Below are 24825 nucleotides of genomic sequence, written 5' to 3' on the forward strand. Positions count from 1 at the left end.
TAATTCATTAAATAAAGAGGAAGAGCTTGTGAAGAGAGCCAACAATGTGGCCTGGCGTCTTCTGGCCGTTAGCGCTTGTCTGATGAGCGTTAGCTACCAGGTCCATGCCGATTCACTGGATGAACAGCGCAACCGCTATGCTCAGGTGAAGCAGGCGTGGGACAACCATCAGATGGAGACGGTCGATCAACTGATGCCGACGTTGCAGAGCTATCCCCTTTATCCTTATCTCGAATACCGTCAAATCACCGACAATCTGCAAAATCAGACGGCGATAGCGGTCAGTAATTTTGTGCAGGCCAATCCGACCCTGCCGTCGGCCCGAGCGTTGAAATCCCGCTTTGTGAATGAACTGGCGCGTCGTGAAGACTGGCGCGGCTTGCTGGCATTCAGCCCGGATAAACCTGGCTCTACCGAGGCACAATGTAACTATTACTTTGCGAAGTGGAATACCGGACAGGCGCAGGAAGCCTGGGACGGGGCTAAAGATCTGTGGCTAACCGGGAAAAGTCAGCCTAATGCCTGCGATAAACTATTTGGCGCCTGGCGAGCGTCAGGAACGCAGGATCCGCGCGCGTATCTGGAACGTATTCGCCTGGCGATGAAAGCCGGCAATACCGGACTGGTCAACGTGCTGGCCGGACAAATGCCGTCTGACTACCAGACTATCTCTACCGCTGTGATGTCGCTGGCGAATGCGCCGGATAGCGTGCTGACATTCGCCCGGATGACCGGTGCCACCGATTTCACTCGTCAGATGGCGGCCGTCGCGTTCGCCAGCGTCGCACGTCAGGATGCGGAAAACGCGCGCCTGATGATCCCTTCGCTGGTTCAGGCGCAGGAGTTAAATGAGGAGCAAACCCAGGAGTTACGCGATATCGTCGCCTGGCGACTGATGGGTAATGATGTTACCGACGAGCAGGCACGCTGGCGCGATGATGCCATTATGCGCTCACAGTCGGTCTCGTTACTGGAGCGCCGCGTGCGTATGGCGCTGGGTTCCGGCGATCGTAAGGGCCTCAATACCTGGCTGGCGCGTTTACCGATGGAAGCCAAAGAGAAAGATGAATGGCGCTACTGGCAGGCCGATTTGCTGCTGGAGCGTGGGCGGGATGCGGAAGCTAAAGAAATCCTGCATGCGCTAATGAAGGAGCGCGGATTCTATCCCATGGTTGCTGCCCGCCGCCTCGGCGAAGATTACCAGCTTAAAATCGATAAAGCGCCGGGCAATGCCGATCCTGCGCTGGTTCAGGGCGCAGAAATGGCCAGGGTGCGCGAGCTGATGTACTGGGGACTGGATAACACCGCCCGCGGCGAATGGGCGAATCTGGTCAGCAGCCGGACGAAAACGGAGCAGGCCCAGCTGGCGCGTTACGCTTTTGACCGCCAATGGTGGGATCTGAGCGTGCAGGCGACCATCGCCGGTAAACTGTGGGATCAACTGGAAGAACGTTTCCCGCTGGCGTGGAACGATCTCTTCGCCCGCTACACCAGTGACAAGGATATTCCGCAAAGCTACGCGATGGCGATTGCCCGCCAGGAGAGCGCCTGGAATCCAAAAGTTCGCTCACCAGTCGGTGCGTCTGGTCTGATGCAGATTATGCCTGCGACCGCCACGCATACGGTGAAGATGTTCTCTATTGCCGGTTATAGCAATCAGGGGCAGCTACTGGATCCGCAAACCAATATTACGATCGGCACCAGCTATCTCCAGTATGTGTATCAGCAGTTTGGCAATAACCGTATTTTTGCCTCAGCGGCCTATAATGCCGGTCCGGGGCGCGTGCGCACCTGGCTGGGCAATAGCGCCGGGCGTATTGACGCGGTGGCGTTCGTGGAAAGCATTCCATTCTCTGAAACGCGCGGCTACGTAAAGAACGTGCTCGCCTATGATGCTTACTATCGCTACTTCATGGGTCAGAAGCCGGTCATCCTTAACGACGCGGAATGGGATCATCGTTACTGATCCCGGCGAGTTATGTTATGCTTGTACTCGTTTAAGAGTACATCAGGCAGGAGATACCCCGGTATCTCCTGTTATAACAAGGCGGTGTGACATGACCCAGCAATCACCTTACTCACCGGCTCTGGCCGAGCAGCGTAATCAGGAGTGGCTTCGTTTTGTGGAGTTGCTTCAACAGTCCTGTGGGGAAAATTTACATATCCCGCTTCTGCAACTGATGCTGACGCCCGATGAGCGCGAAGCTCTGGGCACACGGGTACGTATTATTGAAGAGTTGCTGCGCGGTGAAATGAGCCAGCGCGAGCTTAAAAACGAGTTAGGCGCGGGGATTGCCACCATTACTCGTGGTTCCAATAGCCTGAAATCCGCGCCGGTAGAATTACGTCAGTGGCTGGAGACCGTTCTGCTCAGGAATGACTGAGGGCTGATACCAGGCAAAGCGTTACCGATAAACCGCATTGTGAAACGGGCTCAGCGCCAGGATGACCGCCTGATGATACACGCTGCTGCGGGTCAGCTTTCCGGCGGTAAAAATCCCAATCGCACCCTCTTTCCGGCCGATTTCATCAATGCCGGTATACTGTGACATCACCGGACCCAGCGCCTCCCCCGCGTTGACTTTTTCGAGGATTGCCGCTGGCAGTGGCAGGGTGGCAGAGCGGGCTTCACCGCGCTGTTGACGACTCTCAATCACTACCCAGCTAAAGGTGCTGCCATCGTCGATTCCGGCTTCAATAGCGACCCAAAAATCAGCATCCGGGCGCCGTTGCCGGGCATTCTTCACCCGATTTCTGGCCCCGGCGCGCGTTTCTTCGCTACCGAAAGGCTGTTCAGGAACGCCGCTGGCGACGGAAACGGCGTCAATATGACACGCGCTTTCGCCGAAGATCTCGTTAAATGCCTGGAGAATTGCCTGAATTTTGGCGGGATTAGTGGTAGCGACGACAACATTGTGCATAATCATCATTAACTCTCAATAAAATATCATCGCAGTATAACGGATAAACAACATGTTACAGGTATACCTTGTTCGCCACGGTGAGACGCAGTGGAACGCCGAGCGACGTATTCAGGGCCAGTCTGACAGTCCACTCACTGAAAAGGGCGAACAGCAAGCGTATCAGGTGGGGGAACGGGCGAAAGCACTGGGCATCACTCATATCATTTCCAGTGATTTAGGCCGTACCCGCCAGACGGCAGCGATTATCGCCGAGGCCTGTGGCTGTAAGGTCACGCTGGATCCGCGCCTGCGCGAGCTGGATATGGGGGTGCTGGAAGAGCGGCACATTGATTCCCTGACCGGCGAAGAAGAAGCGTGGCGTCGTCAGTTGGTCAACGGTACGTCAGACGGACGCATTCCTGATGGTGAGTCTATGCAGGAACTGAGCGACCGTATGCACGCGGCGCTGGCAGAGTGTCTCGAATTACCGGAAGGCAGTCGTCCGCTGGTGGTCAGTCATGGCATGGCGCTTGGCTGTCTGGTGAGCACCATTCTTGGTCTGCCAGCCTGGGCAGAACGTCGCCTGCGTCTGCGGAACTGTTCGATCTCGCGGATTGATTACCAGCAAAGCCCGTGGCTGGCGTCCGGGTGGGTCGTTGAGACGGCAGGGGATGTCTCGCATCTTGACGCCCCTGCGCTGGACGAATTGCAGCGTTAACGGCGGATCGGGATCAGGTATTCGCAACGAATCTGAATCGGCGGCTCCTGATTCCGCGCTTCATCCTGCGGGAAGAAGCGCTCGATGTCCTGGCCTTTACGGCGGGTCAGATTTAGCATCGGCATGCAGGTGCCGTAGACGGTAAGGATAAATTCCTGCAAGCCAGTCCCCGGCCCCTCGTAAGTAAACTGAATGTATTCGCCGCCTTCCAGTTTCACCGCTTGTCCGTTTTGCAGATGACCATTGATCATGTCAGTGGTTAGTGCCGTGGTGTAGAACACTTCCTGTTCGTCGTCCTTTTCCAGACTGGGGCGCGGTTCATGCAAGCCGTACAGTACGCGTGGCAGCGATGGCGAATTCCCCAGAAACTCCCGCCAGAACTGGATGCGCATCTGATTACGGAAATCGGAAATCTCTTCCAGTTTACAGGTATAACTCTGGGTTACCCCGACCAGCTCTGTTAGCTGTAGCGTCACAAATTCATACTGAGGCATGCTAAATTCAGACAGGCGCAGCGGCGGACGCATGCCGAATGAACTCCAGTCCGGCGAGCGGCGATAAAGCGCGGGCGTCAGGTTAAACTGCTTTTTAAACGCACGAGTAAACGTCTGCTGCGAATCAAAGCGGTACTGAAGGGCAATATCAAGGATCGGACGCGCGGTCAGGCGCAGGGCAACAGCGGATTTGGATAAACGACGCGCACGAATATAGGCACCGATGGCATGGCCGGTCACATCTTTAAACATCCTTTGCAGATGCCACTTGGAATAACCCGCTTTTGCCGCCACATTATCGAGTGCCAGGGGTTGGTCAAGATGACCTTCCAGCCAGGTAAGTAGATCGCGAATGATCCCAGCCTGATCCATACAATGTCCTCATCCATAAAAGCAGTTGCCTGATACTAAGGTAGCGGATGATAGCATTTTTTGATGTTTTAGCATTCAGTGTTTTTTTTGCGAATAAGTGCGATTGTGGATAGCCAAAAAAGATGATCTTTCTAATCCTGTGATCTATAAACAGTTTCTTTAGAAAAGTTGAATAATCACGCAGTTAAATCTTTGGAAAAAGTAACAATATGAAATATAAGCGCTTGATTCTTTCCCTGTTGTTAGCCACAACGGCCCAGCTTGTCCATGCTGAAGAGGTGGGTTCCGTCGATACCGTCTTCAAAATGTTTGGCCCCGATCATAAGATCGTCGTGGAGGCGTTCGACGATCCGGATATCAAAAACGTGACCTGTTATATCAGCCGCGCTAAAACCGGCGGTATCAAAGGCGGCCTGGGTCTGGCGGAAGATACCTCCGACGCGGCGATTTCCTGTCAGCAGGTCGGGCCGATCGAGCTGAGCGATAAAATCAAATCCGGCAAAACGCAGGGTAATGTCGTATTCCAGAAACGAACCTCGCTGGTATTCAAGAAACTCCAGGTGGTACGATTCTACGATGCAAAACGTAACACGCTGGCTTATCTGGCCTATTCGGACAAAGTCGTTGAAGGCTCACCGAAAAACGCACTGAGTGCGGTGCCGATCATGCCGTGGAGAGAGTAAACAGGGACCCCGTATGCAGCAGCCATTAATCTGGTTAGTTGAGGATGAAGTCAGCATTGCGGAAACGCTTATTTATACGCTGCAACAGGAAGGATTTGCTGTCAGAGCCTTCGAACGCGGGCTACCGGTACTTGAGGCGGCGCAGCATCAGGTGCCGGATCTGGCAATCCTTGATATCGGGTTACCGGATATCAGCGGCTTCGAACTGTGCCGACAGCTGCAGGCCCATTATCCGGGGCTGCCGCTCCTGTTCCTGACCGCCCGCAATGACGAGGTGGATAAGCTGCTGGGGCTGGAAATGGGGGCGGACGATTATATCGCGAAGCCGTTCTCCCCGCGTGAAGTCTGCGCGCGGGTACGCGTTGTGCTGCGCCGTCTGCAAAAAAGCAGCGAGCCGCCGCCCCTTCAACGTATCGGTTTGTTTGAACTGAACGAAACGGGCGCGCAGATCCGCTGGTGCGGACAGACGTTACCGCTCACCCGCTATGAATATTTGCTGTTGAAAACGCTGCTGAAATCGCCAGGCCAGGTTTTTTCGCGTCAGCAACTGATGGACAAGGTATGGGTTGATGCACAGGAAAGTTTTGATCGCACCGTCGACACCCATATCAAAACCCTGCGTGGCAAGCTGCGCACCATTAATCCCGATCTTTCGCCCATCAATACCCATCGCGGTCTCGGCTACAGCCTGGGGATCCAGTAATGCGCATGGGGATGCGTTTGCTGCTTGGTTACTTTCTGATCGTCGCCGTCGCAGGCTGGTTTGTGTTCTCCATTTTCGTGCAGGAAGTAAAACCCGGCGTGCGGCGGGCGATGGAAGGAACGCTGATTGATACCGCCACGCTGATGGCTGAACTGGCGAAAGACGATCTGCTCTCCGGTAATACGCAGAATGGACGTCTGGCCAAAGCGTTCGCCGATCTGCGTTATCAACCTATTAACGCGAGCATTAGCGGCATTAAAAAAAGGCGCAACGAATACCTTCTCTACATGACTGATGCGCAGGGTAAAGTGGTGTTCGACTCTGCCGGACGTGCGGTAGGGCAGGATTACTCCCGCTGGAATGACGTCTGGCTGACGCTGCGCGGAAAATATGGCGCGCGCAGCACACAGAGCGATCCTGACGATATCGACAGTACGGTGATGTACGTTGCTGCTCCCATTATTAACGACGGGAAAATTATTGGGGTGCTCAGCGTTGGTAAAGCCAATAATACTATGGCTCCGGTGATTAAACGCAGCGAGCGTCGCATTCTGTGGGCCGGTGGCGCGCTGCTTGGCATTGCGCTGATGATTGGTGGCGTGATGGTCTGGTGGATCAACCGCTCCATCGGCAAGCTGGTTCGCTATGCCGATTCCGTGACCCTTGAACAGCCCGTGCCGCTACCGGATGTCGGCAGCAGCGAACTACGTAAGCTGGCCAGCGCACTGGAAAGTATGCGCGTCAAGCTTGAGGGGAAAAACTATATTGAGCACTACGTTCACGCGCTGACGCATGAATTAAAAAGCCCGCTGGCCGCTATTCGTGGTGCGGCGGAGATCCTGCAGGAAGCGCCTCCCCCGCAGGTGGCGGCGCGTTTTACCGACAATATTCTGACGCAGAATGCGCGGATGCAGGTGCTGGTTGAAAAACTGTTGCTCCAGGCGAAAGTCGAAAGTCGCCTTGAAATCCCGCTGGCTGCCGTTGCGGTGAATGCCCTGTTCGTCCGGTTGCGTGAATCGCGCAGCATTCAGCTCGAGCGTAAAGGCATTGTGCTTGAGTACGACGAGAGCGACCTTCAGGTAGAAGGAGAGGCGGAACTGCTGGACGAAGCGCTGGGAAATCTGCTGGATAACGCCATTGATTTTACCCCCTCCGGCGGCAGGATTTGGCTGACGGCACGTGCGCAGGAAGCACTGGTGTTTATTCGCGTGACCGATAGCGGCAGCGGTATTCCTGACTATGCCATCGACCGTCTCTTTGAGCGCTTTTATTCCCTGCCGCGTGAAAACGGCCACAAGAGCAGCGGGCTGGGGCTGGCTTTCGTGCGTGAAGTCGCCCGCCTGCATCGCGGTAATATCCAGTTGGTGAATGTGTCGCCGACAGGCGCAGAAGCCACACTGACGCTTCACCGTCGCTTCACATAGCTTCAACCTCTGCACACATAGCCGTTTTACTCTCCGGGCATTACAGAGGAGAACGCTATGCTGAAGTCACCGGTTTTTATCAAAATTATTACCCTCATGGGGTGTATACTACTGCTGTTAGTCCCGCTTATGATGCTACATAACGTCATCACCGAACGCGCCAATTACCGCGATGACGTTGAAGCTACGCTACGGCAAAGCACCAGTGGCCCACAAAAGGTGGTGGGGCCGCTGATTGCGATTCCAGTCACGGAGCTTTATACCGTCCTGCGCCCGCGCGATGATGGCACTCGCGAGGAGGTGCAGGAAAAGCGGATAGCTCTGCATTACTGGCTTCCCGAGTCGCTCATGGTGAAAGGCAATCAGGACGTTGAATCGCGGAAAATTGGTATTTATGAGGGCAATGTCTGGCACGGCGATCTGTCGCTAAAGGCCGAGTTTGATCCGGCCCGGCTGAAGGATATTATCAATGCCGGTACCATTGCCGGTGAACCTTTCATCGTGCTGAGCGTGGGCGATGCGCGAGGGATCGGCCGGGTTGATCCGGCAAACGTGAACGGTGAAGTCTTTAACGCTGAGCCTGGACCCGGCATGTTGATTGAGGAACAGGGGATCCACATTCCGCTGCCTTCACGGGTGATCGATGAAAAGCGTCTTAGCGTGGAGTTGTCGCTAAACCTCAGCGGTACGGGGCCACTGGCGCTGGTGCCGGTGGGCCGTAATAGCGAAATGTCGCTTATCGGTAACTGGCCGCATCCCGGCTTTACCGGCGATTATCTCCCGGCAAAACGTGAAATTACCCCCAGCGGTTTTCAGGCGCAGTGGCAAAGCTCGTGGTTTGCCAATAACCTCGACAGCCGATTTTTGCGTGATGCTGACGATAGCTGGAAATCGTTGCCCGCCTTTAGCGTCAATATTGCCACGCCATCAGACCAGTATCAGCTCACTGACCGGGCAACCAAGTACGCCATCCTGCTGATTGGCCTGACGTTTATGGCTTTCTTTGTCTTCGAAACCCTGACGACGTTACGGATGCATCCGGTGCAGTACTTGCTGGTAGGGCTGTCACTGGTGATGTTCTATCTGATTTTACTCGCCCTCTCCGAGCATATTGGCTTTACGGCGGCCTGGATTTGTGCCAGCCTTGCCGGGGCGATGCTGAACGCGTTTTACCTGCACGCCGTGCTGAAAGGATGGCGGAACAGTCTGCTGTTTACTGGCGCGCTGCTGGCGCTGGATGGCGTGATGTGGCAGCTATTACGTTCTGAAGAGAATGCATTGTTGTTGGGAAGCGGGGTGCTGTTTATTGCGCTGAGCGCCATTATGCTGCTGACCAAAAATGTCGACTGGCACAGTGTTTATGGGCGCAGGAAAAAAGTGATGCAGCCAGAAATAACCGACGATCAACTACGATTGTGGAAATAAAAAAAGCGGCGCCTGGCGCCGCTTTTTTTAATCAAATTATTCCTGCAAGTCACCGCAGAAACGATAGCCTTCACCATGGATGGTGGCGATGATTTCCGGGGTATCCGGGGTGGATTCGAAGTGTTTACGAATACGACGGATAGTCACGTCAACGGTACGGTCATGCGGCTTCAGCTCGCGTCCGGTCATTTTTTTCAGCAACTCGGCACGTGACTGAATTTTGCCCGGATTTTCGCAGAAGTGGAGCATAGCGCGGAACTCACTGCGCGGCAGCTTGTACTGATCACCGTTAGGACTCACCAGAGAGCGGCTGTTAATGTCCAGCTCCCATCCGTTGAACTTATAGCTCTCAACGCTGCGACGCTCTTCGCTAACGGTACCCAGGTTCATGGTACGCGACAGCAGGTTGCGGGCACGGATCGTCAGTTCGCGCGGATTGAACGGTTTAGTGATGTAATCATCAGCACCAATTTCGAGGCCGAGGATTTTATCGACTTCGTTATCACGGCCGGTCAGGAACATCAGGGCAACGTTTGCCTGCTCGCGCAATTCACGCGCCAGCAGCAGGCCATTTTTGCCCGGGAGATTGATGTCCATAATCACCAGGTTGATGTCGTACTCGGAGAGGATCTGATGCATTTCTGCGCCATCGGTGGCTTCGAAAACATCATAACCTTCCGCTTCAAAAATACTCTTCAACGTGTTGCGTGTTACCAACTCGTCTTCAACAATCAGAATGTGCGGGATCTGCATGGTTTGCTACCTAAATTGCCAACTAAATCGAAACAGGAAGTACAAAAGTCCCTGACCTGGCTGATGCATGGCGAAAATTAACATGCGCAGCATAACAAGACTAAAGTACGTAATTGCGTTCTTGATGCACTTTCCATCAACGTCAACAACATCATTAGCTTGGTCGTGGGTACTTTCCCTCTGAACCCGACAGTGTCAAAAACGGCTGTTATCCTAACCATTTTAACAGCAACATAACAGGGCAGGAGACAGCGGACACCCAATAAAACTACGCTTCGTTGACATATATCAAGTTCAATTGTAGCACGTTAACATTTTGCAGAAACTCTTGCAGCGAAATGCTAGCGTCTATCACAATCTATCAACAACTCAACAAGTTACCTATGATAATTTATAAGTATGGTGAATTTAATGAAGTTGAAACATACAAAATATAAATATCAATACTAAACATATAGATAAGCATGTTCTGTTAACATACTACACTCACTTACTGCTTTAAAACAGTTTAGCTCCTTTTATGGATGGGGAAAGCGGGTGATAGTGATGGTTGTTGCAAACTTGTAAATTCTCGATGCGAAATAAGTTGCCCGGCAGGCCCTTTTTCGCCATCAAACTAATTAATAAGAGATCACAAATGCGATTCACGATTGTACTGGTGGCCCCCGCCAGAGCGGAAAATATCGGCGCGGCCGCCCGGGCGATGAAAACTATGGGATTCAAAGCGTTAAGGATTGTTGATAGCGAAGCGCATTTGCAACCTGCCGCGCGCCGCGTCGCGCATGGTTCTACCGATATTCTGGACAACCTGACCACGTATCCGACGCTTGAGGCAGCACTGCACGATGTGGACTTTACCGTTGCCACTACCGCGCGGAGCCGGGCGAAATTTCATTACTACGCCACGCCGCCAGAGCTGGTTCCACTGCTGGAAGAGAAGGCCGGGTGGCTGAACCATACCGCCCTGGTATTTGGTCGGGAAGATTCCGGTTTGACCAATGAAGAGCTGGCGCTGGCCGATATCCTCACCGGCGTTCCAATGGTCGCGGATTATCCTTCGCTTAATTTGGGCCAGGCGGTGATGGTTTTTTGCTATCAATTAGCGCCACTAATACAACAACGTTCCGTCACGTCCAAACCTGGCGATGAAAATCAATTGCTGGCGTTACGCTCCCGCATTATGACTCTGCTGCAGTCACTTGGGGTGACGGATGATGAAAAACTGGCCGACTGGTTACAGCAGCGTATCGGTCTGTTGCAGCAGCGTGATACGGCAATGCTGCATCGTTTACTCCACGATATCGAAAAAAAACTGGTAGAGTAAAAACCTGTACTTAGTTTCTATTTCAGATTAATAATCTGCTTTGTTGGCAATTAGCCTCATTGGAACATTAAAAAATGCGCTGATGGTGGTCGGATGGCGAGCAGGTTAAAAATGTGACGAATTTAAAAATTCATTGACTTAGCCAGGCAGATACTTTAACCAATATAGGTATACAGGACAGACAGATAACTATTACAGAGCAAACAACATCATGATCCGCATCAGCACAACCACCATTACCACCATCACAATTACCACAGGTAACGGTGCGGGCTGACGCGTACAGGAAAAACAGAAAAAAGCCCGCACCTGAACAGTGCGGGCTTTTTTTTCGGGCAAAAATCAAGGGGTCATTACCATGCGAGTGTTGAAGTTTGGCGGTACATCAGTGGCAAATGCAGAACGATTTCTGCGCGTTGCCGATATTCTGGAGAGTAATGCCAGGCAGGGGCAGGTTGCGACCGTCCTCTCTGCCCCGGCAAAAATCACCAATCACCTGGTGGCGATGATTGAAAAAACCATTGGCGGCCAGGACGCTCACACCAATATCAGCGACGCCGAACGAATTTTCGCCGAACTTCTTCAGGGCCTTGCCGATGCTCAGCCAGGGTTTCCTCTTGCCCGGCTAAAAACGGTTGTCGAGCAGGAGTTCGCGCAGATCAAACATGTTCTGCACGGCATCAGCCTGCTCAACCAGTGCCCGGACAGCGTCAACGCTGCGCTGATTTGCCGTGGCGAAAAACTCTCTATTGCCATTATGGCTGGCCTGTTACAGGCCCGGGGCCACAACGTAACGGTCATCGATCCGGTTGAAAAACTGTTGGCCGTTGGACACTACCTTGAATCCACCGTGGATATCGCTGAATCCACCCGGCGCATCGCGGCCAGTCAGATCCCGGCTGACCATATGATCCTGATGGCAGGCTTTACTGCCGGTAATGAGAAAGGCGAGCTGGTGGTGTTAGGCCGTAACGGATCAGACTACTCGGCGGCGGTGCTGGCGGCCTGCCTGCGCGCAGATTGCTGTGAGATCTGGACCGACGTCGACGGCGTGTATACCTGCGACCCGCGTCAGGTCCCGGACGCACGTCTGCTGAAATCCATGTCTTATCAGGAGGCGATGGAGCTGTCTTATTTTGGGGCGAAGGTGCTGCATCCCCGCACGATTGCGCCGATTGCCCAGTTTCAGATCCCCTGTTTGATTAAAAACACCGGCAATCCTCAGGCTCCCGGTACGTTGATTGGCGCTAACAGTGATGAAGACGGTCTGGCGGTCAAAGGGATTTCGAATCTTAATAATATGGCGATGTTCAACGTCTCCGGTCCTGGCATGAAAGGGATGGTGGGCATGGCGGCGCGTGTGTTTGCCACGATGTCACGTGCCGGGATTTCGGTGGTGTTAATTACCCAGTCTTCTTCCGAGTACAGTATCAGCTTTTGTGTGCCGCAGTCCGACTGCGCCCGTGCGCAGCGCGCGATGGGTGACGAGTTTTATCTTGAGCTGAAAGAGGGGCTGCTGGAGCCGCTGGCGATTATGGAACGGCTGGCGATTATCTCCGTAGTCGGCGACGGCATGCGCACCCTGCGCGGGATCTCCGCCAAATTCTTCGCCGCGCTGGCACGGGCCAATATCAATATTGTCGCCATTGCGCAGGGCTCTTCCGAGCGTTCTATTTCCGTGGTGGTCAGCAATGATGACGCCACGACCGGCGTGCGCGTCACCCATCAGATGCTGTTCAATACCGATCAGGTGATTGAGGTCTTCCTGGTCGGCGTCGGCGGCGTCGGCGGTGCATTGCTGGAGCAGATCAAACGGCAACAGGCGTGGCTGAAGGGCAAGCATATCGATCTGCGCGTCTGCGGCGTGGCGAACTCAAAAGCGCTGTTAACCAACGTCCACGGTCTGAATCTGGAAAACTGGCAGAATGAACTGGCGGAAGCGAAAGAGCCTTTCAACCTTGGCCGTTTGATCCGCTTGGTGAAAGAGTATCACCTGCTGAATCCGGTGATTGTTGACTGTACCTCCAGCCAGGCGGTCGCCGATCAGTATGCCGATTTCCTGCGCGAAGGTTTCCACGTGGTGACGCCGAATAAAAAGGCCAACACCTCATCAATGGATTACTACCATCAGTTACGCCATGCGGCGGGACATTCGCGCCGCAAATTCCTCTACGATACCAACGTCGGCGCGGGCCTGCCGGTGATTGAAAACTTGCAAAATCTGCTCAACGCGGGCGATGAACTCCAGCGTTTCTCCGGCATCCTTTCCGGTTCCCTGTCGTTTATTTTCGGCAAGCTTGATGAGGGCATGAGCCTCTCGGAAGCGACCCGCGTCGCGCGGGAAATGGGCTATACCGAACCCGATCCGCGGGACGATCTCTCTGGTATGGACGTGGCGCGTAAGCTGCTGATCCTCGCGCGTGAAACCGGGCGCAGCCTTGAGCTGAGCGATATCGTGATTGAGTCCGTGCTGCCGGAGAGTTTTGACGCCACCGGCGATACCGACAGTTTTATGGCCCGCCTGCCGCAGCTTGATGACGGTTTTTCTGCCCGCGTGGCAAAAGCGCGTGATGAGGGCAAGGTTCTGCGCTATGTTGGCAATATTGAAGACGACGGTGTGTGCCGGGTGAAAATCGCCGAGGTGGACGGTAACGATCCGCTGTATAAAGTGAAAAACGGTGAGAACGCGCTGGCTTTTTACAGCCATTACTATCAACCGCTGCCGCTGGTGCTGCGCGGTTATGGTGCGGGCAACGACGTGACCGCGGCAGGCGTATTCGCCGATCTGCTGCGCACCCTTTCATGGAAGTTAGGAGTTTAACATGGTTAAAGTTTATGCCCCGGCTTCCAGCGCCAATATGAGCGTCGGGTTTGACGTGCTGGGGGCGGCGGTAACGCCCGTTGACGGTTCGCTACTGGGCGATACCGTTGCCGTTGAAGCCGCAGATCGTTTCAGTGTGGAAAATAGAGGCCGTTTTGCCAGTAAGCTCCCCGCTGAACCGCGTGAGAATATCGTTTATCAGTGCTGGGAACGCTTTTGTCAGGAGATCGGCAAAACCGTTCCGGTGACCATGACGCTGGAAAAAAATATGCCGATTGGCTCCGGGCTTGGCTCCAGCGCCTGCTCGGTGGTGGCCGCGCTGGTCGCCATGAATGAATACTGCGGCAAGCCGTTGAATGACACGCGGATGCTGGCGTTAATGGGCGAGCTGGAGGGGCGTATTTCCGGCAGCGTTCACTATGATAACGTCGCCCCCTGTTTTCTTGGCGGCATGCAGTTAATGATCGAAGAAAACGGCATTATCAGCGAGCAGGTGCCAGGCTTTGATGAATGGCTGTGGGTGCTGGCTTATCCGGGGATCGTCGTCTCTACGGCGGAAGCGCGTGCCATTCTGCCCGCGCAGTATCGCCGTCAGGATTGCATCGCGCACGGTCGTCATCTGGCGGGATTTATTCACGCCTGTTATTCACGTCAGCCGCAGTTGGCGGCGAAACTGATGAAAGATGTGATTGCCGAGCCGTATCGCGCAAAATTGCTGCCGGGCTTTAATGAAGCGCGGCAGGCTGTTGCGGAAATCGGGGCGCTGTCCTGCGGTATCTCTGGTTCAGGGCCAACGCTGTTCGCCCTGTGTGATAAAACCGATACCGCGCAGCGCGTGGCGGACTGGCTCAGCAGGCACTATCTGCAAAATCAGGAAGGCTTTGTTCATATTTGCCGGCTGGACACGGCGGGCGCACGAGTAGTGGGATAACCAATGAAACTCTATAACCTCAAAGATCACAACGAGCAGGTCAGCTTTGCGCAGGCCGTTACGCAGGGGCTGGGCAAGCAGCAGGGGCTGTTCTTTCCGCACGATCTGCCCGAATTCGGCCTGACCGACATTGATGAGATGCTGAAGCAGGATTTCGTCAGCCGCAGTACTAAAATCCTCAGCGCGTTTATTGGCGATGAGATCCCGCCTGCGGTGCTTGAAGAGCGCGTGGGGGCGGCATTTGCTTTCCCGGCTCCGGTGAAGCCGGTGACCGAAGACATTGGCTGCCTGGAGTTATTCCACGGCCCGACCCTGGCGTTTAAAGATTTCGGCGGGCGCTTTATGGCGCAGATGCTGACGCACATCAGCGGTGACAAGCCGGTGACCATCCTGACCGCGACCTCCGGCGATACCGGGGCCGCCGTCGCCCATGCGTTTTACGGCCTGCCAAATATCCGGGTGGTGATCCTCTATCCGCGCGGCAAAATCAGCCCGCTACAGGAAAAACTGTTCTGCACCCTCGGCGGTAATATCGAAACCGTCGCCATTGACGGCGATTTTGACGCCTGTCAGGCGCTGGTCAAACAGGCGTTTGACGATGAAGAATTAAAAGCGGCGCTGGGGCTGAACTCTGCCAACTCGATTAATATCAGCCGCCTGTTAGCGCAGATCTGCTATTACTTCGAGGCGGTGGCGCAGCTGCCGCAGGAAGCGCGTAATCAGCTGGTGATTTCCGTTCCCAGCGGCAACTTCGGCGATTTGACGGCGGGTCTGCTGGCAAAATCGCTCGGTCTGCCGGTGAAACGCTTTATTGCCGCCACCAACGCCAATGACACCGTGCCGCGTTTCCTGCTCGCCGGGAAATGGGAGCCGAATGCGACGCAGGCGACGCTCTCTAATGCGATGGATGTCAGCCAGCCAAACAACTGGCCGCGGGTGGAGGAGATCTTCCGGCGTAAAATCTGGCGTCTTAACGAGCTGGGTTACGCTGCGGTGGATGATGAAACCACCAAAGCCACGATGCGTGAGCTTCAGGGGCTTGGCTACGTGTCTGAGCCGCATGCGGCCATTGCCTATCGGGCGCTACGCGATCAGCTGAAACCGGGCGAATATGGTTTATTCCTCGGCACCGCGCACCCGGCCAAATTCAAGGAAAGCGTTGACGCGATCCTTGGCGATACGCTGCCGCTGCCAAAAGAGCTGGCCGAGCGGGCGGATTTACCGTTGTTGTCGCATAATTTACCGGCGGATTTTGCCGCTTTGCGTCAGTTGATGATGGCGCAAGGGTAACTATTCGGACGTGCCGGGTGAGCATTGAGGCTACCCGGCATTTTTTATGGAGAAATTAAGGAGGAAAAAAGCAGGCAAAAAGGAGAAATTCCCAATAAATGCGGTAACTTAGAGATTAGGATTGCAGAGAATAACAACCCGCGTTCCCCTCACGTATTCTCCTTACATCGGCCCACATTGGGCAAGAATGAAAAGGAGTAACCCATGTCTACACTGAAACCCGCGCTTCTGGCGCTTTCGATGCTGCTGGTGGCTCCCGTCGCGGTACAGGCAGCAGAAATCACCCTCATTCCGGCAGTCACCCTGCAAATTGGCGACCGCGATGATCACGGGAACTATTGGGATGGCGGCCACTGGCGGGATCATGGCTGGTGGGAGAAACACTATGACTGGCGAGAAAATCGCTGGCAGCCGCATGGTCCGCGTGCAGAACAGCGCCATAACGATCATCATGACGATCGCCGCGACGATTACCGCCCGGGACCGGACGATCATCATCGCTAATCTAAAGCGCCTTCGGGCGCTTTACTTACTGCTCATGACGTTTAAACACCAACTCGCCACTGCCGGATGCGTCTTTATCAAAGAAATAGCCGTCGCTGTTAAATGCGGTAAGCTGCTCCGGCGTCGTCAGACGGTTTTCAATGATGTAGCGACTCATCAGGCCACGGGCTTTCTTGGCGTAGAAGCTAATGACTTTGAACTTGCCATTCTTCTCATCAAGGAACACCGGCTTAATCACCTCACCAGCCAGTTTTTTCGTCTTCACTGATTTAAAATATTCATCTGAAGCGAGGTTGATCACCACGCGATCGTTCTGTGCCTCCAGTCCCTCATTAAGCTTATCGGTAATGATATCGCCCCAGAACTGATAAAGATCTTTGCCGCGAGTATTGGCAAAGCGGATACCCATCTCCAGACGATAAGGTTGCATCAAATCCAGCGGACGCAGCACCCCGTAGAGACCTGAAAGCATCCGCAGATGCTGCTGGGCAAAATCGAAATCCGCCTCGCTAAAGGTCTCTGCCTGAAGCCCGGTATAGACGTCACCCTTAAACGCCAGAATTGCCTGGCGGGCGTTTTCCGGCGTGAAGTCGGGTTGCCAGTCGTGGAAACGGGTGGCATTCAGGCTCGCCAGCTTATCGCTGATGCTCATCAGACTGGCGATTTGCGGTGCCGTCAGCTTGCGCGCGTCCTTAATCAACTGCTGTGAATGGTCCAGCAGTTCAGGCAGGGTAAAGCGTTTCGTCGCCAGCGGACTTTGATAGTCCAGCGTTTTTGCAGGTGAAATCAGAATCAGCATAGTTAATCCTTGCGGCAAAATATTCTGCGACTGTAGCAAAAAAAGCAGGCGATGTGGGCGATGACTGCGATTGTCGCCTTATTGCTTTGGTGGATTTTCCCACGAATCCGGCATTAATTGCCGCTGGAGATCCGGGTAGCGTTGCGGATCAAATACCGGCCGCACGCCTAATTTACGCTGACGCAGATAATCGCTGGCGATAAGGCGCACCACCGGCGACAGGAGCAGGATGGCGGTCAGATTGGTAATGACCATCAACGCCATCACAATATTCGCCAGTTGCCATATCACCGGAAAGCTTAGAAGCGAGCCTGCCACAACCATCATTAACGTAGCGGCACGTAACACCCAGCGTGCCCAGAGTGCATCAAGCCGCAGGAAAATCAGGTTGTTTTCAGCGTAGAGATAATTCCCGACGATGGACGTAAAGGCGAACAACATGACGACGATGGCGACCAGTCCGGCACCGGCATCACCAATAAGCATCCCCATCGCCTGCTGTATCCGTAGAATGCCTTCTATCGCGGTATGCTGCGTATTTGTGCCTGCCAATAGCACGATTAGCGCACTACAGGTAGAGATAATAAACGTATCAATAAACACGCCGATCATCTGCACAATACCCTGGGCAGCAGGATGCGGTGGCCAGGACGCTGCGGCCGCCGCGGCATTAGGCGTCGAACCCATTCCGGCTTCATTGGAGAACATCCCGCGCTGAAAACCGCTGGTGAGTGCCTGGCTAACGGTGTAACCCGCCGCGCCAGCCGCCGCTTCCTGCCAGCCGAAGGCGCTTTTGACAATAGCCGCGAGAGTACCGGGGAGGGCTGTAATATGCCATGCGGTGATAAGAAGACTGGCGATAACCCAAATAACAACCATTACCGGTACCAGCCACTGCAGCATCCGGGCAACCCCGCGAATACCGCGCGCCACCGACAACAGCACCAGCGCGGCAAGCATTACGCCCGTTACCAGTGACGGCACAGAGAAAGCGTAGTTTACCGCACTGGCAACGGAATACGCCTGAACCGTATTAAAAACCAGGCCATACGAGAGCAGTAAAAACAGGGAGAAGAGTATTCCCATCCAGCGCATCCCCAGCCCGCGATCCATATACCATGCAGGTCCACCGCGAAACTGTCCCGAAGCATCGCGCTGTTTATAAAGCTGGGAAAGCGAGCATTCAGCAAAGCTTATCGCCATACCGGTCAGCCCCGATATCCACATCCAGAAGACAGCTCCGGGTCCGCCTGCGGCAATAGCCAGTGAAATTCCGGCGAAGTTGCCGCTGCCGACGCGCGCGGCCAGACTGGTGCACAGCGCCTGAAACGAGGTCAAGCCGCCCGGTTGCGGTGTCAGGCTGTTTTTCAGACTTTTACGGTAGTGACGAAGATAGCGAAACTGAATAAATCCCGTACGCCAGGTAAACCAGATGCCAGCCCCGGCAAGGAGGTAGATCATTATCGATCCCCACATGACATCGCTCATAAACTGAAGAAAATCAGGCATTAAACATCCTCTTGTTTATGCCGGTGCGCTGATGTAAGCGCTACCACTTACGGGATAAATGATTACCCTTCAGGTAATCAGCCAGCGAAGTCTACCATACTCTCTGCGGGCATACCGTCGCGGTTGCGCTGAGAGTGGGTCGTGATATCATCAGGGCAGACCGGTTACATCCCCCTAACAAGCTGTTTAAAGAGAAACACTATCATGACGGATAAATTGACCTCCCTGCGTCAGTACACCACCGTGGTGGCTGACACCGGAGATATCGCGGCAATGAAGCTGTATCAGCCGCAGGATGCAACAACCAACCCTTCTCTGATCCTTGGCGCTGCACAAATCCCTGAATATCGTAAACTGATTGACGATGCTGTGACCTGGGCGCGTAGCCAGAGCAGCGATCGTGCGCAGCAGATCGTTGATGCGAGCGATAAACTGGCCGTAAACATTGGTCTGGAAATTCTGAAACTGGTGCCGGGCCGTATTTCGACTGAAGTCGATGCGCGTCTTTCTTATGACACCGAAGCGTCCATCGTTAAAGCCAAACGTCTGATCAAGCTGTACAACGACGCTGGTATCAGCAACGACCGTATTCTGATCAAACTGGCCTCTACCTGGCAGGGCATTCGTGCCGCCGAGCAGCTGGAAAAAGAGGGGATCAACTGTAACCTGACGCTGCTGTTCTCCTTCGCTCAGGCTCGCGCCTGCGCCGAAGCGGGCGTATACCTGATTTCTCCGTTTGTCGGTCGTATCCTCGACTGGTACAAAACCAATACCGATAAGAAAGAGTATGCGCCAGCAGAAGATCCGGGTGTAGTATCGGTAACGGAAATCTACGAATACTATAAACAGCACGGCTATGAAACCGTGGTTATGGGCGCAAGCTTCCGTAACCTGGGTGAAATCCTGGAGCTGGCGGGCTGCGATCGTCTGACCATCGCACCGGCGCTGCTGAAAGAGCTGGCGGAAAGCGAAGGCGCGATCGAGCGTAAACTGTCGTTTAGCGGCGAGGTTAAAGCGCGTCCGGAGCGTATTACTGAAGCCGAGTTCCTGTGGCAGCATAACCAGGACCCGATGGCGGTCGATAAACTGGCGGACGGTATCCGCAAGTTCGCCGTTGACCAGGAAAAACTGGAAAAAATGATCGGCGACCTGCTGTAATCATGATGGCCGGTAACATTCTACCGGCCATTTTTTTATCTTGCAGGCAAAATCAGTGGTGAAACTGCCGTAACTCTTCTATTGCAATGCCCGTCATCTTGACGATCGCCTGTTCCTCTAACCCATTCTCCAGCATCGCTCGTGCAATTTTGAGCGTGGCTTCGCGTTCTCCTGCCTGCTTGCCCTGACGAATACCTTTTTCAAGACCTTTTAAGAGACCGATATTTTCCAACTGCTCTGCCATTGTCATCAATTCATCTCCATGTCGGGGGACGCGTTGTGCAAGCTTGCGCAAAAACACGGTGGCGTTTTGTGTTTCGCTGGTCTGCAACATGTAGTTTACCAGGGCAACTACCTGCTGTTTGTCAATATGCTCCATTATCAACAGGCTGGCGAGTTTATCCAGTAATTGCGCCAGATCGCGCTGGCGAATATGTTTCTGAATAAGCGTCAATGCCGCCATGCTTCGATGCTGCATAATATCATCGTCCGGGATCGTCGTGATATCGACCAGGGTAAAATCATGGCTATAGATCTGACAGGCAAGTTGGGGATCGGTAAAGTCTTCCAGCCAGTTCATCGCCCAGGGATAGGGGCTGTAGCCCTCTCGTGAAAGGTGATGTTCAGATGCGTCGTATTGCGTGACGTTCGCGTGTATTATTCCTGGAAATAGCATCACAGAAGGGAATACTCATGGACACCTTACGCATTGGCTTAGTTTCCATCTCCGATCGCGCCTCCAGCGGCGTTTATCAGGATAAAGGCATTCCGGCGCTTGAATCGTGGCTGGAAAAAGCGCTCACCACCCCTTACGACATCCAGACACGGTTGATCCCTGACGAGCAGAGTATCATTGAACAAACGCTATGTGAGCTGGTGGATGAAATGAGCTGTCATCTGGTCCTGACCACGGGCGGAACCGGTCCGGCGCGGCGTGATGTGACGCCGGACGCCACGCTGGCAGTGGCCGATCGTGAAATGCCTGGTTTTGGCGAGCAGATGCGGCAAATCAGCCTGCAATTCGTTCCGACCGCCATCCTTTCCCGTCAGGTCGGGGTCATTCGCAAGCAGGCGCTGATCCTCAACTTACCGGGCCAGCCTAAGTCTATTCAGGAAACGCTGGAAGGCGTTAAAGATGCAGAGGGTAAATCGGTGGTACCGGGTATTTTTGCAAGTGTACCGTATTGTATACAGTTGCTTGAAGGGCCTTATATCGAAACGGACAGTCAGGTAGTAGACGCTTTCCGGCCGAAAAGCGCGAGAAGAGAGAGTCTTTCCTGAGCCGGTGGGTTGCCAGGCTTTAACAAAAATGTCCGTGGCGTAGCGATTTATTTACTATTCAGTAATTTTTAATTTACATAGTATAGTGAGCATCTTCTCTCCTGCTTACGAATGGTCGGCTATGTCGAAAAACGCACGGACTCTGAATCGCCAGGATTATAAAACGCTGACGCTCGCCGCCCTTGGTGGCGCGCTGGAATTTTATGATTTTATTATCTTCGTTTTCTTTGCGGCGTTAATCGGCGATCTTTTCTTTCCTGATGATATTCCTGAATGGCTGCGTCAGGTGCAGACGTTCGGGATTTTTGCCGCCGGTTATCTGGCACGACCATTGGGCGGCATCGTCATGGCCCACTTTGGCGATCTGGTCGGACGTAAAAAGATGTTTACCCTGAGCATTCTGCTCATGGCCCTGCCAACCCTGGCGATAGGGCTGTTGCCCACCTATGCCACGGCCGGTTTAGCTGCGCCATTGCTCCTGCTGCTAATGCGTATCCTTCAGGGCGCGGCCATTGGTGGCGAGGTGCCGGGAGCGTGGGTGTTCGTCGCTGAGCATGTGCCGGAGCGCCGCATTGGCATAGCCTGCGGCACGCTGACGGCCGGGCTGACGGTTGGCATTCTGCTCGGCTCGGTGGTAGCGACTATCGTCAATACTACCCTGAGCCAGCAGGCGATTCATGATGTTGGCTGGCGTTTACCGTTCCTGCTGGGCGGCGCGTTCGGGCTGATTGCCATGTATCTGCGCCGCTGGTTACAGGAGACGCCCATCTTCCTGGAGATGCAGCAGCGTAAAGTTCTGGCAAAGGAATTGCCGGTGAAATCGGTCATTGTCAGGCATAAAAAAGCGGTCATTCTTTCTATGCTGCTGACGGGGCTGCTTTCTGCCGGCATTGTGGTCGTGATCCTGATGTCGCCGGTCTGGCTGCAAAAACAGTATGGCTTTGCGTCAGCACTTACCCTGAAGGCTAACAGCATTGCTACCATCATGCTCTGTTTTGGCTGCCTGATGGCCGGGCTGGCGGTCGATCGTTTTGGAGCCAGTAAAACCTTTATTATTGGCAGCATAATGCTGGTCTGCTCCGGCTGGATGTTCTATCACCTCTCCGGCGTCTATCCACAGCAGCTTTTTTTACTGTACGGGTTGGTGGGACTCTGCGTGGGGGTAGTGGGCGCCGTGCCTTATGTGATGGTCAAAGCGTTTCCGCCCGCGGTGCGTTTTTCCGGCATTTCCTTTTCCTACAATATGTCGTATGCCATTTTCGGCGGCCTGACGCCAGTCGCGGTCACCATGCTGATGGGCGTTTCGCCGATGGCTCCGGCCTGGTACATTTTGGGGGTATCACTGATGGGAATAGCGCTGGGCGTAGCCTTAAGGCATGAGAGCGGTGAAGATAATACGGAGAAGGTTTTACAGCGTTCTTAATGCTGATGATTCATGGCGGATACCCTGAGCGGTATCCGCCAGCGTCGATTAGTGCTGCTCGCCAATCGGCAACACGGTACGGCCAAACTGTTCGTTCAGCACTTCACCCATCGCCAGATAAATTGCGCTTGCACCACAGATCAGACCGACCCAGCCAGCAATGTGAATGATGCCTTCATCGCCGCCGATGTTACCGACTGCCAACAGCGCAAACAGGACGGTCAGGCTTAAAAAGACAAACGACAACATTCTTGCGCCTTTCAGCGTACCGAAGAACATAAACAGCGTAAATACGCCCCACAGACCGAGGTAAGCCCCGAGGAACTGCGCGTTTGGCGCATCGGTTAAGCCCATTTTGGGCATCAGCAGGATGGCGACCAGCGTTAGCCAGAAAGAGCCGTAAGAGGTAAAGGCGGTTAAACCAAAGGTATTGCCCTTTTTAAATTCCAGCAGGCCGGCAAAAATCTGCGCGATACCACCGTAAAAAATACCCATCGCCAGAATAATACCGTCGAAAGGGAAAATGCCTGCATTATGCAGGTTCAGCAGAATAGTGGTCATGCCGAAACCCATCAGGCCCAGCGGAGCCGGATTAGCCAACTTAGTGTTGCCCATAATTCCTCAAAAACTTATCGATTTATAGTGAAAGGTGTTTGCCCATCAAACCCGCTACGGGGAGGGCGCAGCATCATAATCGGCGGCATTTGTACTGTCTATGATCTCCCGGGGGTAAACAGGTGATTTTTACCCCCGCACAGTGATGGCGAAATCAGGCGTGTTGAGCCGCAATCATTCGGCGCAGGCAGGCTATTCGTAATACGGCGGGGATAGTCACCCGATACGCAGTACCACTCACGGCTTTTACGCTGTTTAACGCGGCTCCCACCGGGCCACCCAGCCCGGCACCGCGCAGTAAACCGTGTCCAATCACGCTGACAGCCGCATGGGTGCGCAGGATGCGGTTTAGCTGGCCGGAGAGCAATAGAGAAACGCCGCCAATCAGTTTTTTATCCTCGAGTAACCGGGGCAAAATCTCCTCCAGCTCGGTTACTTTAAGCTTAACCGCAGCAAAGAACTGCGCTTTTTGCTCCTCATTCATTTTCTTCCACGTATTGCGCAGAAAATGCTCCAGCAGGTGCTGTTCGATTTCAAACGTAGGCTGGTTTTTTTCCGCTTTCAGCTTCAGGCGATGGCAGACATCCAGCAGGATCACCCGATACAGTTTACCGTGCCCGCGCAGCGTATTGGCGATGCTGTCGCCGCCGAAATGCTGCAGTTCGCCGGCGATAAGCTTCCAGCTATGACGATGCCGTTCCGGATGCCCTTCCATCGACTGATAAAGTTCATTGCGCAGCAGCATGCTTGAGAGACGCGGCTTATCTTTGCTGTTATGGGTTAATAAACGGGCAAAATCGGCCAGTTGTTCTTCGCTACAGTGCTGTAAAAAGCTCAGATCGTCGTCGTGTAAATAAGTGACGTTCATGAATGTTAATGTCCAAAAAAATAGTGTTAACAACAATGGACTGTTAATACTTAATCATCACCAATGATTTTTAGCCGCGCCATATCTGAGGAGTTCACCGTATGGCCGGAAAATACGATCTTCGACACGCAGCGTTTATTATCGTTATCGCTATTAATATTGATCCAGCCCGTGCTCTCACCTTCTTTAATGGTGGAAGGCACGTTCAGGCTCTGGCTGGCGCTGCGTGAGGCTTTAAAGTAGACCGACGCGCCGCTAAGCTGCACATCACCGTGATCGGCTTTAATCTGGATACGCTTCACCACGCGGCAAACGGGCATTCTCAGCGTTAAATCATTCGTTTCATTACGCGGCATAGCAATAATGCCCATCGCTTTATGATCGTTGGCCATAGCAGGCAGGTTGATCAATAAGCCGGACAGTAAGCCTAAAGAGATTATTAATACCCGGTTCATTTCTATTCCTTTGTAAATGTATTCAATGGCGCTGTAGCAGGGCCGTTTATTTTAACACTTAATGTCTTTTTTCTTCGAGTTCGTAATGCTTTCGATTTATTTCAATAATTTTGTGAATGTATTTGTTATTTATATTCACATTATGAATGTGTTGCTTATCGCCTGTGAGCGGAACGCGTCCACAGGAGCCAGTGAGCCGTCTGAGACGATCCCGATCGGCAAAATTTTTTTCACTTCCCCCCTTGATGCAGGTCGCGGCGACCCCATCTTGTAGTCAACCGCAGTGAGTGAACCTGAAAAAAAACGATTTAAGGCAGTTGAAACCGCACGTTTCGCCCTTATTACAGGTTCACAACCACATGATGACCGAAT

25 protein-coding genes, 1 pseudogene and 1 other annotated feature are annotated in these 24825 nt (G+C 53.7%); of the genes and pseudogenes, 17 read left to right on the top strand and 9 right to left on the bottom strand.

The features are described 5' to 3' along the window. The first annotated feature begins 28 nt into the window (after nucleotides 1-28). On the top strand, nucleotides 29-1966 hold the full coding sequence (gene sltY / locus ACMGGS_RS10425) for a murein transglycosylase (RefSeq protein WP_414165998.1): 1938 nt from the start codon (nucleotides 29-31) through the stop codon (nucleotides 1964-1966). 91 nt (nucleotides 1967-2057) lie between these two features. Further along, a complete protein-coding gene (gene trpR, locus ACMGGS_RS10430) occupies nucleotides 2058-2384 on the top strand; it encodes a trp operon repressor (RefSeq protein ID WP_194207901.1) in 327 nt (108 codons plus the stop codon). Nucleotides 2385-2405: 21 nt separating this feature from the next. On the opposite strand, the gene yjjX is transcribed toward trpR, so the two are convergent. Further along, the gene (gene yjjX, locus ACMGGS_RS10435) at nucleotides 2406-2921 is read right to left on the bottom strand and encodes an inosine/xanthosine triphosphatase (RefSeq protein ID WP_414166241.1); all 516 of its coding nucleotides are present in this window, start codon (nucleotides 2919-2921) and stop codon (nucleotides 2406-2408) included. A gap of 52 nt (nucleotides 2922-2973) precedes the next feature. On the opposite strand from yjjX, the gene gpmB reads away from it, so the two are divergent. Continuing rightward, the gene (gpmB, locus tag ACMGGS_RS10440) at nucleotides 2974-3621 is read left to right on the top strand and encodes a 2,3-diphosphoglycerate-dependent phosphoglycerate mutase GpmB (protein ID WP_414165999.1); all 648 of its coding nucleotides are present in this window, start codon (nucleotides 2974-2976) and stop codon (nucleotides 3619-3621) included. Here gpmB and robA read toward each other — a convergent pair. Next, nucleotides 3618-4487: an MDR efflux pump AcrAB transcriptional activator RobA gene (gene robA, locus ACMGGS_RS10445; RefSeq protein WP_414166000.1), complete on the bottom strand. Its 870-nt coding sequence runs from the start codon at nucleotides 4485-4487 to the stop codon at nucleotides 3618-3620. The genes gpmB and robA overlap by 4 nt on opposite strands. A gap of 209 nt (nucleotides 4488-4696) precedes the next feature. On the opposite strand from robA, the gene creA reads away from it, so the two are divergent. Genes creA through creD form a run of 4 tightly spaced genes read left to right on the top strand, consistent with a single transcriptional unit; the run spans nucleotide 4697 to nucleotide 8722 of the window. Continuing rightward, a complete protein-coding gene (gene creA, locus ACMGGS_RS10450) occupies nucleotides 4697-5170 on the top strand; it encodes a protein CreA (protein ID WP_414166001.1) in 474 nt (157 codons plus the stop codon). 13 nt (nucleotides 5171-5183) lie between these two features. Beyond that, the gene (gene creB, locus ACMGGS_RS10455) at nucleotides 5184-5873 is read left to right on the top strand and encodes a two-component system response regulator CreB (protein ID WP_414166002.1); all 690 of its coding nucleotides are present in this window, start codon (nucleotides 5184-5186) and stop codon (nucleotides 5871-5873) included. Continuing rightward, nucleotides 5873-7297, top strand: coding sequence for a two-component system sensor histidine kinase CreC (gene creC, locus ACMGGS_RS10460; RefSeq protein ID WP_414166003.1), 1425 nt, complete (start codon nucleotides 5873-5875; stop codon nucleotides 7295-7297). The genes creB and creC overlap by 1 nt, the downstream gene beginning before the upstream one ends. Before the next feature lie 57 nt (nucleotides 7298-7354). After that, entirely contained in the window at nucleotides 7355-8722 is a 1368-nt protein-coding gene (gene creD / locus ACMGGS_RS10465) for a cell envelope integrity protein CreD (RefSeq protein ID WP_414166004.1), read from the top strand. 36 nt (nucleotides 8723-8758) lie between these two features. On the opposite strand, the gene arcA is transcribed toward creD, so the two are convergent. Continuing rightward, nucleotides 8759-9475 (bottom strand): two-component system response regulator ArcA, encoded by a 717-nt coding sequence (gene arcA, locus ACMGGS_RS10470; protein ID WP_176918392.1) that lies wholly within the window; start codon nucleotides 9473-9475, stop codon nucleotides 8759-8761. Between the two features lie 99 nt (nucleotides 9476-9574). On the opposite strand from arcA, the pseudogene yjjY reads away from it, so the two are divergent. The 7 genes and pseudogenes from yjjY to ACMGGS_RS10505 form a co-directional block, all read left to right on the top strand. Continuing rightward, nucleotides 9575-9712: pseudogene (gene yjjY / locus ACMGGS_RS10475) on the top strand (protein YjjY); the annotation flags it as partial. A gap of 400 nt (nucleotides 9713-10112) precedes the next feature. Then, nucleotides 10113-10799 (top strand): tRNA/rRNA methyltransferase, encoded by a 687-nt coding sequence (locus tag ACMGGS_RS10480; RefSeq protein ID WP_414166005.1) that lies wholly within the window; start codon nucleotides 10113-10115, stop codon nucleotides 10797-10799. 211 nt (nucleotides 10800-11010) lie between these two features. Next, nucleotides 11011-11076: a thr operon leader peptide gene (gene thrL, locus ACMGGS_RS10485; protein WP_103678381.1), complete on the top strand. Its 66-nt coding sequence runs from the start codon at nucleotides 11011-11013 to the stop codon at nucleotides 11074-11076. Then, nucleotides 11012-11132: a sequence feature (Thr leader region), on the top strand. (Overlaps the previous gene by 65 nt.) A gap of 25 nt (nucleotides 11133-11157) precedes the next feature. Continuing rightward, entirely contained in the window at nucleotides 11158-13620 is a 2463-nt protein-coding gene (thrA, locus tag ACMGGS_RS10490; RefSeq protein WP_176918390.1) for a bifunctional aspartate kinase/homoserine dehydrogenase I, read from the top strand. Nucleotide 13621: 1 nt separating this feature from the next. Next, nucleotides 13622-14551: a homoserine kinase gene (thrB, locus tag ACMGGS_RS10495; RefSeq protein ID WP_414166006.1), complete on the top strand. Its 930-nt coding sequence runs from the start codon at nucleotides 13622-13624 to the stop codon at nucleotides 14549-14551. 3 nt (nucleotides 14552-14554) lie between these two features. After that, the gene (gene thrC / locus ACMGGS_RS10500) at nucleotides 14555-15841 is read left to right on the top strand and encodes a threonine synthase (protein ID WP_414166007.1); all 1287 of its coding nucleotides are present in this window, start codon (nucleotides 14555-14557) and stop codon (nucleotides 15839-15841) included. A gap of 204 nt (nucleotides 15842-16045) precedes the next feature. Next, nucleotides 16046-16345 (top strand): DUF2502 domain-containing protein, encoded by a 300-nt coding sequence (locus ACMGGS_RS10505; protein ID WP_194207890.1) that lies wholly within the window; start codon nucleotides 16046-16048, stop codon nucleotides 16343-16345. A gap of 25 nt (nucleotides 16346-16370) precedes the next feature. On the opposite strand, the gene yaaA is transcribed toward ACMGGS_RS10505, so the two are convergent. Further along, nucleotides 16371-17144 (bottom strand): peroxide stress protein YaaA, encoded by a 774-nt coding sequence (gene yaaA, locus ACMGGS_RS10510; RefSeq protein ID WP_414166008.1) that lies wholly within the window; start codon nucleotides 17142-17144, stop codon nucleotides 16371-16373. A 78-nt stretch (nucleotides 17145-17222) separates the two neighbouring features. Then, nucleotides 17223-18653, bottom strand: a complete 1431-nt coding sequence (locus tag ACMGGS_RS10515) for an alanine/glycine:cation symporter family protein (RefSeq protein WP_414166009.1) — start codon at nucleotides 18651-18653, stop codon at nucleotides 17223-17225. 204 nt (nucleotides 18654-18857) lie between these two features. On the opposite strand from ACMGGS_RS10515, the gene tal reads away from it, so the two are divergent. Further along, a complete protein-coding gene (gene tal, locus ACMGGS_RS10520; protein ID WP_414166010.1) occupies nucleotides 18858-19811 on the top strand; it encodes a transaldolase in 954 nt (317 codons plus the stop codon). 52 nt (nucleotides 19812-19863) lie between these two features. Here the strand turns inward: tal and ACMGGS_RS10525 are convergent, their stop codons facing one another. Then, a complete protein-coding gene (locus tag ACMGGS_RS10525; protein WP_414166242.1) occupies nucleotides 19864-20487 on the bottom strand; it encodes an Rpn family recombination-promoting nuclease/putative transposase in 624 nt (207 codons plus the stop codon). 17 nt (nucleotides 20488-20504) lie between these two features. Here ACMGGS_RS10525 and mog point away from each other — a divergent pair, with 17 nt between their 5' ends. Then, a complete protein-coding gene (gene mog / locus ACMGGS_RS10530; protein ID WP_414166011.1) occupies nucleotides 20505-21092 on the top strand; it encodes a molybdopterin adenylyltransferase in 588 nt (195 codons plus the stop codon). 121 nt (nucleotides 21093-21213) lie between these two features. Further along, a complete protein-coding gene (locus ACMGGS_RS10535) occupies nucleotides 21214-22515 on the top strand; it encodes an MFS transporter (RefSeq protein WP_414166012.1) in 1302 nt (433 codons plus the stop codon). A gap of 48 nt (nucleotides 22516-22563) precedes the next feature. Here ACMGGS_RS10535 and satP read toward each other — a convergent pair whose 3' ends face one another. The 3 genes from satP to ACMGGS_RS10550 form a co-directional block, all read right to left on the bottom strand. After that, nucleotides 22564-23130: an acetate uptake transporter gene (satP, locus tag ACMGGS_RS10540; protein ID WP_414166013.1), complete on the bottom strand. Its 567-nt coding sequence runs from the start codon at nucleotides 23128-23130 to the stop codon at nucleotides 22564-22566. A 154-nt stretch (nucleotides 23131-23284) separates the two neighbouring features. Next, entirely contained in the window at nucleotides 23285-23998 is a 714-nt protein-coding gene (gene msyB / locus ACMGGS_RS10545; protein WP_414166014.1) for an acidic protein MsyB, read from the bottom strand. A 50-nt stretch (nucleotides 23999-24048) separates the two neighbouring features. Further along, nucleotides 24049-24453, bottom strand: coding sequence for a DUF2541 family protein (locus ACMGGS_RS10550; protein ID WP_414166015.1), 405 nt, complete (start codon nucleotides 24451-24453; stop codon nucleotides 24049-24051). Between the last annotated feature and the right edge of the window lie 372 nt (nucleotides 24454-24825).

Origin of the sequence: Superficieibacter sp. BNK-5 (assembly GCF_047456055.1) — a bacterium.
GTDB lineage: Bacteria > Pseudomonadota > Gammaproteobacteria > Enterobacterales > Enterobacteriaceae > Superficieibacter.

Coding starts and splice junctions, on each gene's coding strand:
- msyB (WP_414166014.1), bottom strand. CDS start 23,998: ATGAACGTCACTTATTTACACGACGACGATCTGAGCTTTTTACAGCAC.
- thrC (WP_414166007.1), top strand. CDS start 14,555: ATGAAACTCTATAACCTCAAAGATCACAACGAGCAGGTCAGCTTTGCG.
- creA (WP_414166001.1), top strand. CDS start 4,697: ATGAAATATAAGCGCTTGATTCTTTCCCTGTTGTTAGCCACAACGGCC.
- ACMGGS_RS10480 (WP_414166005.1), top strand. CDS start 10,113: ATGCGATTCACGATTGTACTGGTGGCCCCCGCCAGAGCGGAAAATATC.
- ACMGGS_RS10505 (WP_194207890.1), top strand. CDS start 16,046: ATGTCTACACTGAAACCCGCGCTTCTGGCGCTTTCGATGCTGCTGGTG.
- mog (WP_414166011.1), top strand. CDS start 20,505: ATGGACACCTTACGCATTGGCTTAGTTTCCATCTCCGATCGCGCCTCC.
- satP (WP_414166013.1), bottom strand. CDS start 23,130: ATGGGCAACACTAAGTTGGCTAATCCGGCTCCGCTGGGCCTGATGGGT.
- ACMGGS_RS10535 (WP_414166012.1), top strand. CDS start 21,214: ATGTCGAAAAACGCACGGACTCTGAATCGCCAGGATTATAAAACGCTG.
- creC (WP_414166003.1), top strand. CDS start 5,873: ATGCGCATGGGGATGCGTTTGCTGCTTGGTTACTTTCTGATCGTCGCC.
- tal (WP_414166010.1), top strand. CDS start 18,858: ATGACGGATAAATTGACCTCCCTGCGTCAGTACACCACCGTGGTGGCT.
- thrA (WP_176918390.1), top strand. CDS start 11,158: ATGCGAGTGTTGAAGTTTGGCGGTACATCAGTGGCAAATGCAGAACGA.
- ACMGGS_RS10550 (WP_414166015.1), bottom strand. CDS start 24,453: ATGAACCGGGTATTAATAATCTCTTTAGGCTTACTGTCCGGCTTATTG.
- yaaA (WP_414166008.1), bottom strand. CDS start 17,144: ATGCTGATTCTGATTTCACCTGCAAAAACGCTGGACTATCAAAGTCCG.
- yjjX (WP_414166241.1), bottom strand. CDS start 2,921: ATGCACAATGTTGTCGTCGCTACCACTAATCCCGCCAAAATTCAGGCA.
- robA (WP_414166000.1), bottom strand. CDS start 4,487: ATGGATCAGGCTGGGATCATTCGCGATCTACTTACCTGGCTGGAAGGT.
- trpR (WP_194207901.1), top strand. CDS start 2,058: ATGACCCAGCAATCACCTTACTCACCGGCTCTGGCCGAGCAGCGTAAT.
- thrB (WP_414166006.1), top strand. CDS start 13,622: ATGGTTAAAGTTTATGCCCCGGCTTCCAGCGCCAATATGAGCGTCGGG.
- creB (WP_414166002.1), top strand. CDS start 5,184: ATGCAGCAGCCATTAATCTGGTTAGTTGAGGATGAAGTCAGCATTGCG.
- creD (WP_414166004.1), top strand. CDS start 7,355: ATGCTGAAGTCACCGGTTTTTATCAAAATTATTACCCTCATGGGGTGT.
- gpmB (WP_414165999.1), top strand. CDS start 2,974: ATGTTACAGGTATACCTTGTTCGCCACGGTGAGACGCAGTGGAACGCC.
- arcA (WP_176918392.1), bottom strand. CDS start 9,475: ATGCAGATCCCGCACATTCTGATTGTTGAAGACGAGTTGGTAACACGC.
- ACMGGS_RS10525 (WP_414166242.1), bottom strand. CDS start 20,487: ATGCTATTTCCAGGAATAATACACGCGAACGTCACGCAATACGACGCA.
- ACMGGS_RS10515 (WP_414166009.1), bottom strand. CDS start 18,653: ATGCCTGATTTTCTTCAGTTTATGAGCGATGTCATGTGGGGATCGATA.